The organism is Bacteroides faecalis (assembly GCF_003865075.1).
Classification (GTDB): Bacteria; Bacteroidota; Bacteroidia; order Bacteroidales; family Bacteroidaceae; genus Bacteroides; species Bacteroides faecalis.
This window is the reverse complement of sequence record NZ_BHWB01000003.1, coordinates 271,830-287,514: the sequence shown is the minus strand read 5'-3', so window position 1 is coordinate 287,514 and position 15,685 is coordinate 271,830. Positions and strand designations below refer to the sequence as shown.

The window sequence follows — 15,685 nt, the reverse complement described above, 5'->3', positions numbered from 1 at the left end:
GGTTGTTTTTATTTAGTTCGACAAATGTACACATTTTCTTTTTATTTTTTATCTTTGTTTTTATGAAAACATCTTTTGTATATTGGAACTTGATACCTTATGCCGACGCATGGCAGCGGCAAACGGAATGGTTTGATGCTCTCGTTCATGCGAAAGCACAGGGAGAACCGTATGTAAACAGGATCATTATGTGTGAACATCCTCATGTCTATACGTTGGGGCGTAGCGGAAAAGAAAATAATATGTTGTTGAGTGACGAACAACTCAAAGCCATTAATGCAACCCTTTATCATATCGACAGGGGAGGAGATATTACTTATCATGGTCCGGGACAATTAGTATGTTATCCGATTCTGAATCTGGAAGATTTTCAACTTGGATTAAAGGAGTATGTACATTTACTTGAAGAAGCAGTGATACGGGTCTGTACTTCCTATGGTATCGAAGCGGGACGGCTGGAAAAAGCGACAGGAGTCTGGCTGGAAGGTGAAACATCTCGTGCCCGTAAGATTTGTGCGATAGGAGTACGCAGTAGTCATTTTGTCACGATGCATGGATTGGCTTTGAATGTGAATACGGATTTGCGATATTTCAGTTATATCCATCCTTGTGGATTTATAGATAAAGGCGTTACTTCTCTTCGCCAGGAATTGAAACAGGATGTGTCAATGGACGAAGTGAAGCAACGTCTTGAGGATGAGCTTAGAAAACTACTCCTAGGCTAATTTGCCAAGTCTTATGCATGAAGTTGTCTTTATCAGCCAGTGCATAAGAGAAGTCTGCGCGAATGGGCCAGAAGTTAATTCCACAACCTAAAGTACCATAGTTGCCTACTCCTTTGTCTTTATCTCCAAAATGATATCCGGCGCGGACTACTCCGTACTTCAGGAAATTGTATTCAGCTCCGATGCCAGCTTGAAGATGACGGTAATCGGAGGGGAGAAGATAATTGAGATCCAACGCTACTTGTAGGCGATTTTCCATACTGAATGGAAGATCAATGGATCCTCCTAATCCTAATCGGGCGGGTAATTTCTGTCCATCGAGCTTTCTACCCAGATTGGCCGCTTGAAATCCGATAGACCAGGATGCCATCTCATCCAGAATAGACATATTTTGATGATAGGTAGCTCCTAAGTCCAGACAAACAGTTCCTTTACTATCAGTATTTGGATAAGCTTTTGTCTGCAAATATCTGAAAGTCAATGAAAGAGCAAGATTCTGTGTCATGCTTCTGAAATATCCTGCTTCCAGACTCCAGGCATGAGGATTAAAGTTTATGATATCATTTTCTTTTTCGTCATTTACATAGAAACTCGGTTGTTTGTAATGACGAAAACCAAGTGTAAAACCATGTTTCCCTTCCCGACCGATTCGGTAGAATAGGGATGCGCTGTGTAGTGCATAATCTTTATTGATATCAGCGTATGAATAACTGGCACCCATGACGTCTTGTGAGAAAGCGATGGTGGAAGCATTATGAAAGATAGCCGTACTTCCATTATCAGTGATGGCTAGTCCTGTGCCTGCCATACCTGCTGATTGAGCATCCGGAGTTAATTCCAGAAAAGTAGCATTTGCTACTCCTTGTGCTCCTGATAGAGTCGGTAGTAGTAGAGAAAAAGCAAGAAAGAAATGTTTTACTCTTTTCATAATTGATTATTTTTAGGGTGAGACATCCGGACAACACGTATTCCTGTCCATGATTTATAATTGTCAAGCATATGTCTGAGAGGCTCTTCGCTGATCACTACTTTTCCTAATGAAGAAGATGCGTGCAGAAGATGAAGATTGTCATCAATATAATATGCTATTCCAACATGAGCTATATCCAATCCAGGTAAACTGGTAGTGATTGCGATGATATCTCCATTCTCAATCCAAGTCAACCCCGTATCAGGTAATTTATTCTTTGGTAAGGTATGCACTTTTTTCCCAGTCAGTACTTTTTCACATTCAGCTATTCGTTTTACATTCTCTGGTGAATTGGCTAATTGTTTATACAGTTTCGGATGGGTAGACATATACGAAAGGTCTAGTTTGGTGGTATATGTACTATTTTCGGCTGTAATATCTTGCAAGAAACCATGCCGAACACCGTTGTCTATCCAATCAGAAGTATAATGTAACCGGGAAGGATATCCGTTAATAATGCCGTCCCTATATCGTATGTTCTGTAAGTTCTCGGTAAAGGAGGAACCGAGTGCTTGTGCCAACACATATTCTACGAAAGTAACACAATCTACTGTTTTGGGTTGGATGATCAGCTTTTCTTCCTGATCTTCATCCAAAGTATTAGCTACATATTTAGTATTAAGATACGATTTACCTATTCTCAGCATTGGTTCCACATCTTCAGAAAAAACAACTCCGTCTCGTAGCCATTTTTCTAATTCCTGAGTCCATTGTTGTTTGTAGGTAAAACTATCCCGGTAGCCCCATCCATGTCCTCCGGTCGGATAAATATGAAGGGTTGCAGGGACCTTGTTTTTCTGTAAAGCAAGATAGTAGTTTACTCCGTTAGAAGGAGGTACCCCATCGTCATCTGAAGAAAGGACAATAAATGCCTGTGGAGTATCAGAAGTTACTTGCAATTCGTTTGAGTATTTTTGTATTTGTTCTCGGATTGGATTTTTACCTAACAACTGGTCGCGCGATCCACCATGAGTATTTTCTAACATCGTAATTACCGGATAAAGTAATATCTGAAAGTCAGGACGTGTATCTGAGTTATAGTGGGTAGCAAGGGTAGAAGCGAGATGACCTCCTGCAGAAGCTCCCATAATGCCTATCTTATTAGGAGAAATATTCCACTCCTCAGCGTGCTGCCTTACCATACGCATAGCTTGCTCTGCATCGGATAAAGGAACTTCACTATACGTATTGGGCATTCGGTATTTCAGTACGATATAAGTAATACCTTGTCCGCAGAACCAGGGAGCCATGTCATGTCCTTCATGATCTGTGGCCAAAAGACTGTAACCACCTCCGGGACACATAATAATAGCCATTCCATTAGGCTGTTCTGCACGATAAACTGTGATCGTTGGCTGTGTTACGTTACTGACTCGGTTAGGAGACAACTCTTGTTCCTCCCCGGTCAGCCCGTTAGTATTGGGAGCACCGTCGGGCCACAAAGGTAGCTCGACGGGCTGTTGTGCGAATGTTATTACACTCATAAATGACATTATGAAGAATAAAAATCTCTTCATGTTATTTTACTTTCATTGAAGCTTTAATGAAATAAAGGATTAACAGAGCATAGGCTCCTAATGCCAACACTTCTGACCAGGTATTGTTCAACCAAGCTTCATTTACCAGATTAATTCCGCCAAAACGCATAGCAGCACTGACTACTCCCATCAATGCACCACCGGCAATGAACCCGGAAGCCAGCAAAGTTCCTTTTTCACCTCTTTCTGTGTTCAATGCTGTATCCTTACTACGAGAGGTAACATACCAGTTGATGGCTCCACCAACAACCAAAGGCACATTTAATTCTAAAGGAATAAACATACCCAATGCGAATGCTAATGCAGGAATTTTACAAAGAGTCAGAATAATTGCTAAAACGGCACCAATCCCGTAAAGCAGCCATGGCGCACCTACACCACTCATCAACGGTTCGATAACGGCTGCCATTGCATTTGCTTGGGGAGCTGCTAATGCACCGCTAGTAAATCCATAAGTTTTGTTCAGGATAATCATTACACCACCTACCGTTGCAGCAGATACAATCGTTCCGAGGAATTTCCAAGTTTCCTGTTTGGCAGGTGTACTTCCCAACCAATAACCTATTTTTAAATCAGTAATAAAACCTCCTGCCATAGATAATGCAGTACAAACTACACCACCCATTACAAGAGAAGCAACCATTCCGGAAGGGCCTTTTAATCCTACCGATACCATCACAACAGAAGCCAGAATCAGTGTCATTAATGTCATTCCTGATACCGGATTCGTTCCTACAATGGCAATTGCATTTGCTGCAACTGTTGTGAATAAGAAAGAAATACCGGCTACCAGAACGATAGCTACTAATGTATGTACCAAATTGCCTTGCATCACATCAAAATAGAAGAATAATACAACTAAAATCAATGTTATGATAGAGCCGATAGCAATAATCTTCATTGAAAGGTCACGCTGTGTACGGACAATGCTCTTTTCTACATTACCTTTGCCACCCATCTCTTTTGCAGCAAGTCCAACAGCACTTTTAATAATTCCCCATGAACGAATAATACCTATGACACCTGCCATAGCGATACCACCAATACCAATACTTTTTGCATAATATTTGAAGATCTCTTCCGGACTCATCATCCCTACTGTAGAAATAATCTCCGGATTCCATGCATTCAGTATACTATCGCCCCAGATAGCAGACATTCCGGGAATAATAATCCACCATACAGCCAGTGAACCGGCACAGATAATAGAAGCGTATTTTAATCCGACGATGTATCCCAGACCAAGTACAGCTGCTCCCGTATTCACTTTGAAGACAAACTTTGCTTTCTCTGCCAGCATTTCTCCAAAACCGCAAACACGAGTTGTGAAATTCTCGTTCCACCAACCGAATGTTGCTACTATAAAGTCATACAAACCACCGATCAATCCTGCTATCAATAAAGGTTTTGCTTGGCTACCCTCTTTCTCACCGGACACTAATACTTGTGTAGTGGCTGTGGCTTCCGGAAAGGGATACTTACCATGCATATCGCTAACGAAATATTTCCGAAACGGAATTAAGAAAAGAATACCTAACACACCGCCTAACAATGAACTGATAAACACTTGCATAAAGGTAACAGTCATTTCAGGATATTTAGCTTGAAGAATATAGAGAGCGGGGAGCGTAAAGATAGCTCCGGCAACAATAACTCCGGAGCAAGCTCCAATTGACTGGATGATTACATTCTCTCCTAACGCATTTTTTCTTTTTGCAGCACCGGAGACTCCCACAGCAATAATAGCGATAGGGATAGCAGCCTCAAATACTTGCCCTACTTTCAACCCCAAATAGGCTGCTGCTGCGGAGAAAAGAATTGCCATGGCAATACCCCACGAGACTGACCAGAAAGTAACTTCCGGATAATTTTTAGATGGACTCATTAGCGGGTTATATACTTCTCCCGGTTTTAATTCTCTGAACGCATTCTCGGGTAACCCGGTGAATTTGTCTTCTTCTTGATGTTCTTTCATATTATTTTTTAGTAGTTTATGTTTCCAGACTTCAAAGTAAACAAAAAAAAAGGAGAATCAAAAGATTCTCCTTTTCCTTCTAGTCTATTTTTTCTTATTTGGTGTCTTTATCACCTTTATCTTTGGCTTCCATTTCACCAGTGATGTAAATCCGCACCATTTCGGTTTTAGCATTAGTACGTAAAGTGATGGACTTTTTGAAGTGTCCCGGATATTTACCTGCTCCGTTATAAGTCACCTTGATAGTACCTGACTTACCTGGTAAAATTGGCTCTTGAGTGTATTCCGGTACAGTGCATCCGCAAGAAGCTACCGCCTGATGAATCACTAAAGGAGCGTCACCTATATTAGTAAATTTGAATTCACAACTCACTACTGGTTGTTTCTCAGAAAATTTTCCGAAGTCGTGTGTTGTCTTATCAAACTTAATGGCAGCACCTCCATCTGCTCTTTCAGCAAATGCTAAACTAACTCCCATCACTAATAAAGTCACTAAAAAAAGTATTTTTTTCATTTTTCCTTCTTTTTGATTACAAGCGACAAAGATAATATTTTTTCTCTAAAATATATTTTCTGTTATGAGAAATTGTATTAAATGGACTTTTTTTACTATTTTTTTAACTCGAATCCTACCATCATACCATCATAACTGTCAGCTAATGAACTGACTGTTTTCAGTGCAGTACTATTAGTTTTGCTACCAATGAAAGCTAAAAGTTTCAAAAGTTTATCTGAATTGAAAAGTAATTCCATAGATTCTGCAGTACAGTTTACTTTGGCATTCAGATTTACCAGTTTCAAATATTTTAATGATACCTGTTTAGTTGCCGCATTATAAGAATAGGTTCCATTCATGGTACGTTTGCCTACCTTGCTTGTAAAAGTACTGTCCGCATTGAAAGTAAAACTCATTTGTCCGGCCTTAATACCAACTTTGGTCAGTTGCTCGTCCAATTTATTTTCAGCTACAGAAGCTGCGGCCACTCCTCCTGCTTGCATTAACAGGTTTTCGGATTCAAATTCTACTGCGGAACCTTCATAACTCCAGGTTCCGGTCATGTCAATAGCTTGGGTTTGACCTGTTACAGCGTTTACTACCTTAGAAATGTTGTCCTTGTTAAATAGATCTTTTAAAGACTGGGCTTGGCTGTTGTTTGCCACCATTGAAAATGCTGCGACGAATGCAGCAAAAAAAAACTTTCTTTTCATTTTTATTTTGTATTTATCTCTTTGTTAATGGTTTCAATATAGTCGAGAATTTCTGTACGCCCTGTACGGTTCTCTGATGATGAAATAAAATAAGGAGGAAGTTCTTCCCACTGTTTCCGTAAATCTTGCAGATAGGTATTAATATTCATTTTCAGGCGGCCACCTTTCAACTTATCTGTTTTAGTGAAAACAATAGAAAAAGGAATACCATTTTCTCCTAACCATTCCATAAATTCCAAATCTATCTTTTGAGGTTCCAGACGACTGTCTATGAGCACAAACAGATTGGTCATTTGTTCACGTTCCAGAATATAATCTTCGATCACTTTCTGTATCTGTTCCTTACCTTTTTGCCCACGTTTTGCATAGCCGTATCCCGGAAGGTCTACCAGATACCAACTATTATTTATCAGGAAGTGATTGATGAGCATCGTTTTTCCAGGAGTGGAAGAAGTCATTGCTAGTCCTTTGCGGGAAGTCAGCATATTGATAAGACTTGATTTGCCAACGTTGGAACGGCCGATGAAAGCATATTCGGGGAATGTTCCTGCCGGACATTTTTTCACATCTGTGTTACTAATTACAAATTCTGCATTTGTTATTTCCATATTTCTTGTCAATTAATTAACTGTTTTTTTGTTTATGATAAACTCCACTCAACGTTTATGATAAACTCCACTCATTTTTATTATAAACGATAGACGCCTTTATTCAAGGCATTTTCAGCCGATTCTTTTTTTGTGTGGACAAAGCCATCAACCCTACAAAGGTAAGTGCTCCGTTCAACATAAGCAACTCATAACCAAATTTATATCCGAATTCTTTGTTTACCCACCAATCTGCTGCATAACAAAGTAATGGTGAAATTATAGCTATAAGTGGAACTAATCGGTCATTTGTTTGCTTGCGGGTGAATAATCCGAAAGCAAACATTCCGAGTAATGGACCGTATGTATAGGATGCAATGATATATATAGCATCGATTACACTTTTATTATTTAGCATTTCTACCAGGCAGATAAAAAATGCCAATAGGGCTGAAAGTAGCAAATGGACTCTTTTTCTTTTGCGACGTGCGATTTTTTCAGTGTCTTTTTCCGTATTGAGTAGATCTACGCAAACACTTGTAGTCATTGCTGTCAAAGCGGAGTCTGAATTACTGAACGCTGCTGCTATGATACCAATCGTGAAAAGTACCAATACCGCTTGTCCCAGATATCCTTGTGCTGCAAACATTGGGAGAATATCATCATTCATAGCGGGTAGTTCCAGCTGCATTTTACCGGCTAGTGCCAATAACAGAATTCCAAGGCATAGGAATAGAAAATTTAGTGGAATGAAAGAAAAACCGTAGCAATACATATTCTTTTTTGCTTCGTGCAAATTTCGGCAGGAAAGATTCTTTTGCATCATGTCCTGATCCAACCCAGTCATTACAATAACGATGAAGATGCCACTGAAGAATTGTTTGAAGAAGTTCTGGCGGGAGATCCAGTCATCAACAACAAAAATGCGGCTGTGTTCACTCTCTCGAATGGTCTGTACAATGCCATTGAAACCAATATCCAGTTTCTGAATTGTGAAATAGATGATGAAAAGTAATGCTGCAATCAAACAGAAGGTCTGTAAAGTGTCTGTCCATACGATTGTCTTAATTCCGCTTTTGTGAGTGTATATCCACACTAAAGCTACCGAACCGACTGCTATTACCCAGAAAGGTACATGTAATTCTTGGAATACATAAGTATGAAGAATAAGACAGACCAGATATAGTTTGGCGGCAGTTCCTAACATGCGTGATAATAGGAAGAAAAAAGATCCGGTGCGATAGGAATGTATTCCGATTCGTGTTTCCAGATAACCGTAAATACTGGTCAGGTTCAGTCTGTAATACAAAGGAAGGAGTACGTGAGCAACGGCCATATATCCGAAAAAGAATCCGAATACAGTTTGTAGATACGTCATGTCCATTCCACGTACCATGCCCGGTACAGATACAAATGTTACTCCGGAAATAGAAGCGCCGATCATGCCGAAAGAGACCACATACCAAGGTGATTTGCTCTCTCCTTTAAAGAACGCTGCATTTGAATCGCTTTTATATCCGGTGATACGGGCTATTAGTAATAATGCCGTAAAATAGCATGTAATAGTGACAAGTATCATCATATCGACTGCAAAGGTAATATTTTTTATAGGTATTTAAAAACAATATCTGTATCTTTGCGGCCGTAATCGATAGAACGATCATTTTTTTATATGAATCAACAATATCCTTCTATACTGCTGGAAAAGGCAGTTGGCGAATTTTCCAAACTACCGGGTATCGGGCGCAAGACAGCAATGAGGCTTGTGCTGCATCTGCTCCGTCAGGATACAGCTACTGTAGAAGCTTTCGGCAATTCCATTATAACATTGAAACGTGAAGTGAAGTATTGCAAAGTATGCCATAATATCTCCGATACAGAAATATGTCAGATTTGTAGTAACTCTCAGCGGGATGCTTCAACTGTCTGTGTGGTCGAAAATATTCGTGATGTGATGGCAGTGGAAGCAACGCAACAATACCGAGGAATTTATCATGTATTGGGTGGTGTTATTTCTCCAATGGATGGGGTAGGACCGAGCGATTTGCAAATTGAAAGCTTGGTACAGCGAGTAGCGGAAGGAGGAATCAATGAGGTTATTCTGGCATTGAGCACTACAATGGAAGGTGATACCACTAATTTCTATATTTATCGTAAATTGGAAAAGATGAATGTAAAACTTAGTGTGATTGCACGAGGAATCTCTGTCGGTGACGAACTTGAATATGCTGACGAAGTAACTTTGGGACGTAGTATTGTGAATCGGACTCTATTTACCGGAACTGTATAAATCATTAATTATTTTTCTTGAACGAACATGGAAGAACAGATAAAACGTGCTGTCAGAAACTTAAATATTAGTTATATCTTCTTTTGGGTCCTCCCTGCATTTTTGTTAGGGGCAGGAGAGTTTGAGCTTTTTCCTGTTGGCACTCTTGCAGACGATGTACGCGGCACCTATTATTTTGAAACTTTTGGCATATTGCTGACTGCTGTATGCGTACCTCTTTCTCTTAAATTATTTAATCTGATATTAAAGAAGAAGATAGATCACATGACTATAACTTTGGCTTTGAAGCGTTATGTGCAATTGAGTAATGTCCGGTTGGGAATGCTTGAAGTTGCTATTCTTTTTAACCTGTTTTGTTATTATCTGACTTTCAGTAATACGGGAAATCTGTGTATGCTAATCTGTCTGACTGCTTCTCTTTTCTGTTTGCCAAGCGAAAGGAGACTTAGAAATGAACTCCATATCAACAAAGAATAAAAAACGGAATGCGAAAAACTTTTTTAGTGAACGACCGTATTTATCTTCGTGCAGTAGAGCCCGAAGATATGGACATAATGTATGAAATGGAGAATGATCCTTCTCTGTGGGATATTAGTAATTTCACTGTACCTTATTCACGTTATGTGCTGCGGCAATATATTGAAGGTTCTCAATGTGATATATTTGCGGATAAACAGTTGCGTCTGATGATCTTGCGTAAATCAGATCATTGTGTTTTAGGGACAATCGATATCACAGACTTTGTTCCGCTGCATTCCCGTGGTGAAGTGGGAATTGCCATCCATAAAGATTATCGCCAGCAAGGTTACGCAACGGACGCTTTGAAGTTGCTTTGCGAATATGCTTTTGATTTTTTGTCTCTGAGTCAGTTATATTCTCATGTCGCTACCGATAATGAAGTTTGCATCAAACTATTTACTTTTTGTGGATTTGTCCAATGTGGATTATTGAAAAATTGGTTGCAAGTGGAAGGTACATATAAAGATGCTATCATCTTTCAATGTCTTAATCCGACCAAACAATAAAAACAAGAAATCACTAATTAAGAGAAGGTACTTGTGGAAAACGGGACCAAGTTTCATATTTGCTACCTAGTTTTTCCAAGGACTGTTTCCACATTCCTTTGATATTCGTGTTTAGCAGATAGTCATTTTCCTCTTCAGAGACCAACCAGGTGTTTTCTTTGATTTCATTACCTAACTGTTCACCTTCCCAACCGGAATATCCCAAAAAGAAACGGATGGGTACATTGACATTATTTTCCTGTAATATATATTTTTTTATTTCATCAAAATCGCCATTCAAGTAAAGTCCTTTACTTACAGTAAGCGCACCGGGGATATCGCTTAAAGTATGGAGATAAAATAATGTATCAGTAGCTACAGGTCCCCCCTTGTAAAGAGGTATATCATCTAGATATTGGAATTCTTTGATTATGTCATTGGTGAATAGTGGAAGCCGTTTATTGATTATTAATCCCATACTTCCTTCTTCGGTATGGTCAATTAGTAAAATTACAGACCTCCCGAATGTTGTGTCACGAAGGAAAGGTTCTGAAATTAAAATCTTTCCTCGTGACGGCAAAATATTATTAGACTCAATCTTAAATATGTCGGAATTGATATTCATGCCCCTAAATTAAGAAAAAAAATGGAATATCTTTCTTTTTTTCCTATTTTTTTATCATTAAAGACAAGTTTTTTGAATTTTAGTATTCAGAATATCTATAGATCAGGTAATAGGGTGATTCTTAGCAAATAGTTTCATTCGCTCTTCAAGTTGTTCATATTGATGATCTTGAATGAAAGAAGTACATGCACGTAATCCTTCCTGGTGACTTCCTGTAGTGACCAATGAAATAGCACTGACACCATAATACATTAATTCCTTAGCCAGTTCGCCACTGGTCATTCCTGGATATCCAATGGTAAAATAGAATCCATCAGCTATTGGATCGTCAAGATCCTTGTCATATACTAAGTGGAATCCGTATCGAAGGAAAATATCTTTCAGCTTTTTGGCTCTTTCGCCATATACTTTTACTTCATCCAAGAAGTTGTAGCGACCTTCGTTCGCCGCTTTCAGCATAGCAGCCATTGCGAATTGGGCCGAATGACTGGTTCCGGAAGAAAGCGCATAAAGTACCCGATGAATGAAAACAGTACCAAATGTACCTCCACCGTAACGTTTCGTTAATCCGGGATAGCTTCGGTGATATAATTTGTTTGAGATACAGCTGACACCAATACGTTGTCCTGCATAACTAAATGCTTTTGAACCTGAGATCAACAATACATAATTATCTGTGTAACGAGCAACTGTTGGTTGGAAAGGAGCCTGGTTGGGTCTACTTAAGTCTTGGCGGAAATCCATTGCAAAATAGGCTAGGTCTTCTAAAACAATAACATCGTATTGAGTTGCTAATTGACCAATAATCTGTAATTCTTCTTCTTTTAAGCAAATCCAACTTGGATTATTAGGATTTGAGTAAATAATAGCAGATATATTTCCTTTTCTCAGGTAACTTTCTAATTTCTCTCTCAGTTTCTCTCCGCGGTAGTCATAAACATCAAAGGTTTCATATTTCTGACCCATGACTACTAATTGTTGTTTTTGTACCGGGAATCCTGGATCAATAAACAGAATTGTATCCTTCTTTTCGTCACATTGGCTACAAGTCAGAAAGGAAGCAAATGTCCCCTGCATAGATCCGGTTACGGGTACGCAGCCTTCCGGATTCATATCTATATTGATAAATGATTTGATAAACTTCGACGCTTCCTTTTTCAACTCCGGCAAACCATTGATATCAGGATATAGGCTTGCTATTCCGTTTTGCAATGCTTCTATTTCTGCTTTTACTCCAACAGCAGAAGGAGGAAGTCCTGGAACTCCCATTTCCATCTTTATAAATTCAACGCCGGATACAGCTTCAGCTTTCGAAGCAATAGCTTTCACTTCACGAATTGTAGCCTTGGAAAAATCGACAATTTGAAACTCATTTATTGTTTCATCAATCACACATCGTTCAATTGGTGTATTTTTCATTCTATTTTCTATTTGATGTAATGTTTGCAAATGTACAGGATAATTCTCAATAAACACACTTTTTGAGAAAAAAGATACATAAGCTCTTGCGGGTTCCAAAAAAACATCTACCTTTGCATCCGCATTCGTGAGAATGTACATGGTTAATTAAAATAAAAAAAGTTGGTGCGCTAGTTCAGTTGGTTAGAATACATGCCTGTCACGCATGGGGTCACGAGTTCGAGCCTCGTGCGCACCGCTTAAAGTAAAAGACGATGTAAAGCTCTGAAATTTAAGGATTTCAGAGCTTTTATTATTTACCCTCCAGAAGTAACAGCTCGAGATTTTGAGGATCAAGTATAAATTTTTGTTGGAATTAAAATAAACGCATTTTAAATTTTATATGGTATGTAAAAACAGTGACGGTATATGTTTATGATAGTGACGGTATGTGGTTTCGATACCGTCACTATACCTACGGGATACCGTTACTATATTTAATAGAAGAAAAATCACCAATCAGGATTTACGCTTGATCCGTTTGTATGAGCATAATCATAAGCTCAACACAGTTTCCACATATATGCGTATGTTGTGGTGTGTCTATAATAAAGGAGTGGATGCAGGGCAAAAGAAAGCTTTACCTACCGGAGAGCTTCATGCACTTCTGTATAAAGATCCTAAATCGGACAAATTGCGGAAATAAAGTGAACCCCGAAAGTTTTTTGTCCAACTTTCGGGGTTCACTTCGATTTTTTATTTTAAAACGATTTGTGGACTCTGCCAATAAAAGTGTAATTACTATTGATAAAGAATATTTCATAGCACACCTCTTTTAAAACTCTAAAAAACATTTATTGTTTCCACAACCACTTCAACGGATACACCGCTTTCATGGCATCCCGATATTTATAAAATTCCTTCGCCCGCTGTTTTTGTTCCGCCTTGCTCTCCCCTTCTGCATTAATAGGAGCATAACCCGCAAGACTACGGACAGCCGCCTCTCTGTTGTTTAATACCGCAGCATGTTTCCGCTTGTTTTCCGCCAGCTTGGAAAGATAGGATTTCAGTTCAGAACCTACATTATCACATTGTTGCATACTGTCGACATAGTGGTTCAAAGCTTCCTGACCTTCTGACAAATCAATTACCATTGCACGCAGACCATACAGATAGAGAGTATCTTTCCTGATCGGAGGATTCTTACGACGTTCTTCGTCCATTTCTTTAAGATGGGTGTTAATCTGTCGAATGTGCGGATTATCTATCTTACCTTCTTCTATATTTCTGTCTATTGTTCGCATTGTTTCACTGTTCACCCACCCATGATTAAAAATCGCCGAACGTTCCGAACTGTTCAAGGTTACACCGGGAGAAGTGGAGCTTGCCGCTAAAATCTGTTTCTCTGCCATCAGACGACGGTACACTTCATTTTCATAATCGTTCTTTGTTTTTTTGATATCTTTCAAAAAAATACGTTCATTTATTACGTTAAGGGCATATTCATATGCTTTCTTTTCTTGCTCTTTGCTTCCAGCGACATCACACGCAAGGGCATATGTCAGTGCCATATTCATATACAGTTTACTGTCATAATTAGAAGGCGTTCTAATCTCTGCATCTTTCGCAATAAACCAAGGCCTATTCTCCTCTATATTTCTCTTTTTTATTCCTAAATCACGCAACTTCTCTAAACTTTCTTTGGCAAAAAGAATCACCTCGTCGTTTTTTCCTAAAGAGACATATAGTCTTACCAAAAGCGAAGTTGCTCTCACATTTTCAGGGGTAACATTCACAATTTCACTCACTTTTGTTACTAATTCTTCCGCTTTCTTTTCATTTATACCTTTTCTGTATTTTTTATTAGGGTTGTCATAATCTCCTAAATCCTTCATCAGTCTCACTATATGAAAAGGAAAGCCCGTTTCCCTATCATATAGCCTTACAAATAAAGAATATTCCACATCAACAGGAAATCCTTTAGTCGTTGCCGGTGTCCAAAGGGGCATAATACTAAACAGTCGTTTCCATTCTTCATACAAAGGAAGAGGCATACCATCACGTTTAAGTCCACATGCCACTCCATCCCTTCTGATAATAAATCGTAATTTGATACCATTTCCTTTTCCGTTTCGCCAAACTTCTGCTGGAACAATGAATTTTTTTTCTACAAACCGTTGGAAACCATCAACTCCTCCCGGGAAAAATGGTATTTCGTCTGCATTTTTATAAACATTGACAGTCGGCACACTGTCGCGATTCAAATCTTGACTATGTACGGGTACTGCTAATAGCAGTGCCATGGTACTAACTAATAGAACATTCTTCATAATGCTATGATTTTGAAAGTATATGAGTTTGAATTTCTATTTTCCCCTCCCGAATATCCTTTTCTGAAATAGAAGTTACAGATGGTCCGGTTGGTTCAATACACTCATATTTATGTTTTATTCCATTATAATCTACTACCATTACGTCATATCCATATTTTTTGATTCCCTGATAATCGTCAGTCGTTCTTGTCACTTGACGCAATAAACTTGTTTTGTGCTGCGCCAACCCCTCTTTTATATCATTGGTTTGTGCATAATAAAAATTCTGCCTAATATACTCTGAGAGTATCCCATCATCTATTTGATAACTATTTCTTGCTGTATCCCAAAAGTCTTTAAACCTATTTTTCATTGACTCTATTGTAACGACACCATGTCCCAAAGAATGATTTACGTTAATTAAAGTTCCTAAAGTCACTTCCCCTTGTCCCACTTGAGTGAGAGTTTCTGTAGAACAGCCTAATATTTTTGTATTTTCTGAGACATATCCCCACGAACTGACATCTCCACCTCTCCATCTATTTGCAAGAGATAATTTATAAAACTTAGCTACACGAATAGGATTTTGAGGAGCCCCACATGCATACCACGAATTTCCTAAGCATAAAGAATTTCCATATAGAGAAGATGCTGCAACATCTATATATCCATATCCTTCTACATATCCACCGCGCCATTCGTCACAACGCGCAAAAGCATTATAGGCTTCAACCGAATTAGGATTATTCTTCATACCGGGTGCTCCTTCTTCCCTCATCCGTTGAAGCCAAGTACTTAACTGAAGCTTTATCAAATCTTCATGAGTTAAAATATTATACTCAAATTCATGAGGATGCTTTCTTATCCAAGTCACACCTTCTCCTTCTTTTTCTATTCCCTCTATAAAAATCTTATCATAAAAATCCCAATAACCATTTTCATCTAAATAAGATTTTAATTCATCCGGACTCATATCATCTATAGACCGGAAACTGTTTTCTGTTAAACTCTTTTTCATAATCAATTTTGTTTCAAATTAGACATATTTTAAT

At 38.7% G+C, this 15,685-nt stretch carries 15 protein-coding genes, 1 tRNA gene and 1 pseudogene; 6 read left to right on the top strand and 11 right to left on the bottom strand.

Annotated features, from left to right (window positions below; translation table 11 throughout):
• The first annotated feature begins 62 nt into the window (after nucleotides 1-62).
• Nucleotides 63-725, top strand: a complete 663-nt coding sequence (gene lipB / locus EJF25_RS06680; RefSeq protein ID WP_125040593.1) for a lipoyl(octanoyl) transferase LipB — start codon at nucleotides 63-65, stop codon at nucleotides 723-725.
• Here the strand turns inward: lipB and EJF25_RS06675 are convergent.
• The 7 genes from EJF25_RS06675 to EJF25_RS06645 all read right to left on the bottom strand — a co-directional run bounded on the left by EJF25_RS06675 (nucleotide 703) and on the right by EJF25_RS06645 (nucleotide 8,586).
• Nucleotides 703-1,653 carry a PorV/PorQ family protein gene (locus EJF25_RS06675; protein ID WP_125040592.1) on the bottom strand — a complete coding sequence of 317 codons (951 nt, stop codon included), beginning with the start codon at nucleotides 1,651-1,653 and terminating at the stop codon, nucleotides 703-705. The two genes, lipB and EJF25_RS06675, sit on opposite strands and share 23 nt — an antisense overlap.
• Nucleotides 1,650-3,212, bottom strand: coding sequence for an N-acetylmuramoyl-L-alanine amidase-like domain-containing protein (locus EJF25_RS06670; protein ID WP_125040591.1), 1,563 nt, complete (start codon nucleotides 3,210-3,212; stop codon nucleotides 1,650-1,652). Before EJF25_RS06670 ends, EJF25_RS06675 begins: the two co-directional genes overlap by 4 nt.
• A 1-nt stretch (nucleotide 3,213) precedes the next feature.
• Complete coding sequence (locus tag EJF25_RS06665) at nucleotides 3,214-5,208, bottom strand: OPT family oligopeptide transporter (protein WP_125040590.1); 1,995 nt, start codon at nucleotides 5,206-5,208, stop codon at nucleotides 3,214-3,216.
• Nucleotides 5,209-5,302: 94 nt separating this feature from the next.
• Entirely contained in the window at nucleotides 5,303-5,722 is a 420-nt protein-coding gene (locus EJF25_RS06660; RefSeq protein ID WP_125040589.1) for a DUF1573 domain-containing protein, read from the bottom strand.
• Between the two features lie 95 nt (nucleotides 5,723-5,817).
• Nucleotides 5,818-6,417, bottom strand: a complete 600-nt coding sequence (locus EJF25_RS06655) for a DUF4923 family protein (protein WP_125040588.1) — start codon at nucleotides 6,415-6,417, stop codon at nucleotides 5,818-5,820.
• A gap of 2 nt (nucleotides 6,418-6,419) precedes the next feature.
• Entirely contained in the window at nucleotides 6,420-7,025 is a 606-nt protein-coding gene (gene yihA, locus EJF25_RS06650; RefSeq protein WP_125040587.1) for a ribosome biogenesis GTP-binding protein YihA/YsxC, read from the bottom strand.
• A gap of 103 nt (nucleotides 7,026-7,128) precedes the next feature.
• Nucleotides 7,129-8,586, bottom strand: a complete 1,458-nt coding sequence (locus EJF25_RS06645; protein WP_125040586.1) for a sodium:solute symporter — start codon at nucleotides 8,584-8,586, stop codon at nucleotides 7,129-7,131.
• A 90-nt stretch (nucleotides 8,587-8,676) separates the two neighbouring features.
• On the opposite strand from EJF25_RS06645, the gene recR reads away from it, so the two are divergent.
• From recR to EJF25_RS06630, 3 genes are read left to right on the top strand one after another with little or no spacing between them, the layout of a single operon-like run.
• Entirely contained in the window at nucleotides 8,677-9,294 is a 618-nt protein-coding gene (gene recR, locus EJF25_RS06640) for a recombination mediator RecR (protein ID WP_125040585.1), read from the top strand.
• Nucleotides 9,295-9,321: 27 nt separating this feature from the next.
• On the top strand, nucleotides 9,322-9,771 hold the full coding sequence (locus tag EJF25_RS06635) for a hypothetical protein (protein ID WP_125040584.1): 450 nt from the start codon (nucleotides 9,322-9,324) through the stop codon (nucleotides 9,769-9,771).
• A gap of 8 nt (nucleotides 9,772-9,779) precedes the next feature.
• Nucleotides 9,780-10,319, top strand: coding sequence for a GNAT family N-acetyltransferase (locus EJF25_RS06630; RefSeq protein ID WP_125040583.1), 540 nt, complete (start codon nucleotides 9,780-9,782; stop codon nucleotides 10,317-10,319).
• Nucleotides 10,320-10,332: 13 nt separating this feature from the next.
• Here EJF25_RS06630 and EJF25_RS06625 read toward each other — a convergent pair whose 3' ends face one another.
• Entirely contained in the window at nucleotides 10,333-10,923 is a 591-nt protein-coding gene (locus EJF25_RS06625) for a YqgE/AlgH family protein (protein ID WP_125040582.1), read from the bottom strand.
• 102 nt (nucleotides 10,924-11,025) lie between these two features.
• Nucleotides 11,026-12,342, bottom strand: a complete 1,317-nt coding sequence (locus EJF25_RS06620) for a pyridoxal phosphate-dependent aminotransferase (protein WP_125040581.1) — start codon at nucleotides 12,340-12,342, stop codon at nucleotides 11,026-11,028.
• 164 nt (nucleotides 12,343-12,506) lie between these two features.
• Here EJF25_RS06620 and EJF25_RS06615 point away from each other — a divergent pair.
• Both EJF25_RS06615 and EJF25_RS06610 read left to right on the top strand, forming a co-directional pair.
• A tRNA-Asp gene (locus EJF25_RS06615) sits at nucleotides 12,507-12,580 on the top strand.
• Nucleotides 12,581-12,826: 246 nt separating this feature from the next.
• Nucleotides 12,827-13,024 (top strand): annotated as a pseudogene (locus tag EJF25_RS06610) (integrase); the annotation flags it as partial.
• A gap of 151 nt (nucleotides 13,025-13,175) precedes the next feature.
• On the opposite strand, the gene EJF25_RS06605 reads toward EJF25_RS06610, so the two are convergent.
• Both EJF25_RS06605 and EJF25_RS06600 read right to left on the bottom strand, forming a co-directional pair.
• Entirely contained in the window at nucleotides 13,176-14,651 is a 1,476-nt protein-coding gene (locus EJF25_RS06605) for a hypothetical protein (RefSeq protein ID WP_125040580.1), read from the bottom strand.
• Nucleotides 14,652-14,655: 4 nt separating this feature from the next.
• Complete coding sequence (locus EJF25_RS06600; protein WP_125040579.1) at nucleotides 14,656-15,651, bottom strand: hypothetical protein; 996 nt, start codon at nucleotides 15,649-15,651, stop codon at nucleotides 14,656-14,658.
• Nucleotides 15,652-15,685: the final 34 nt, after the last annotated feature.

Bases quoted from the DNA above. Each gene is read 5' to 3' on its own strand.
- EJF25_RS06600 (WP_125040579.1), bottom strand. From the start codon at position 15,651: ATGAAAAAGAGTTTAACAGAAAACAGTTTCCGGTCTATAGATGATATG.
- EJF25_RS06670 (WP_125040591.1), bottom strand. From the start codon at position 3,212: ATGAAGAGATTTTTATTCTTCATAATGTCATTTATGAGTGTAATAACA.
- EJF25_RS06620 (WP_125040581.1), bottom strand. From the start codon at position 12,342: ATGAAAAATACACCAATTGAACGATGTGTGATTGATGAAACAATAAAT.
- EJF25_RS06635 (WP_125040584.1), top strand. From the start codon at position 9,322: ATGGAAGAACAGATAAAACGTGCTGTCAGAAACTTAAATATTAGTTAT.
- lipB (WP_125040593.1), top strand. From the start codon at position 63: ATGAAAACATCTTTTGTATATTGGAACTTGATACCTTATGCCGACGCA.
- yihA (WP_125040587.1), bottom strand. From the start codon at position 7,025: ATGGAAATAACAAATGCAGAATTTGTAATTAGTAACACAGATGTGAAA.
- EJF25_RS06630 (WP_125040583.1), top strand. From the start codon at position 9,780: ATGCGAAAAACTTTTTTAGTGAACGACCGTATTTATCTTCGTGCAGTA.
- EJF25_RS06645 (WP_125040586.1), bottom strand. From the start codon at position 8,586: ATGATGATACTTGTCACTATTACATGCTATTTTACGGCATTATTACTA.
- recR (WP_125040585.1), top strand. From the start codon at position 8,677: ATGAATCAACAATATCCTTCTATACTGCTGGAAAAGGCAGTTGGCGAA.
- EJF25_RS06625 (WP_125040582.1), bottom strand. From the start codon at position 10,923: ATGAATATCAATTCCGACATATTTAAGATTGAGTCTAATAATATTTTG.
- EJF25_RS06605 (WP_125040580.1), bottom strand. From the start codon at position 14,651: ATGAAGAATGTTCTATTAGTTAGTACCATGGCACTGCTATTAGCAGTA.
- EJF25_RS06655 (WP_125040588.1), bottom strand. From the start codon at position 6,417: ATGAAAAGAAAGTTTTTTTTTGCTGCATTCGTCGCAGCATTTTCAATG.
- EJF25_RS06675 (WP_125040592.1), bottom strand. From the start codon at position 1,653: ATGAAAAGAGTAAAACATTTCTTTCTTGCTTTTTCTCTACTACTACCG.
- EJF25_RS06665 (WP_125040590.1), bottom strand. From the start codon at position 5,208: ATGAAAGAACATCAAGAAGAAGACAAATTCACCGGGTTACCCGAGAAT.
- EJF25_RS06660 (WP_125040589.1), bottom strand. From the start codon at position 5,722: ATGAAAAAAATACTTTTTTTAGTGACTTTATTAGTGATGGGAGTTAGT.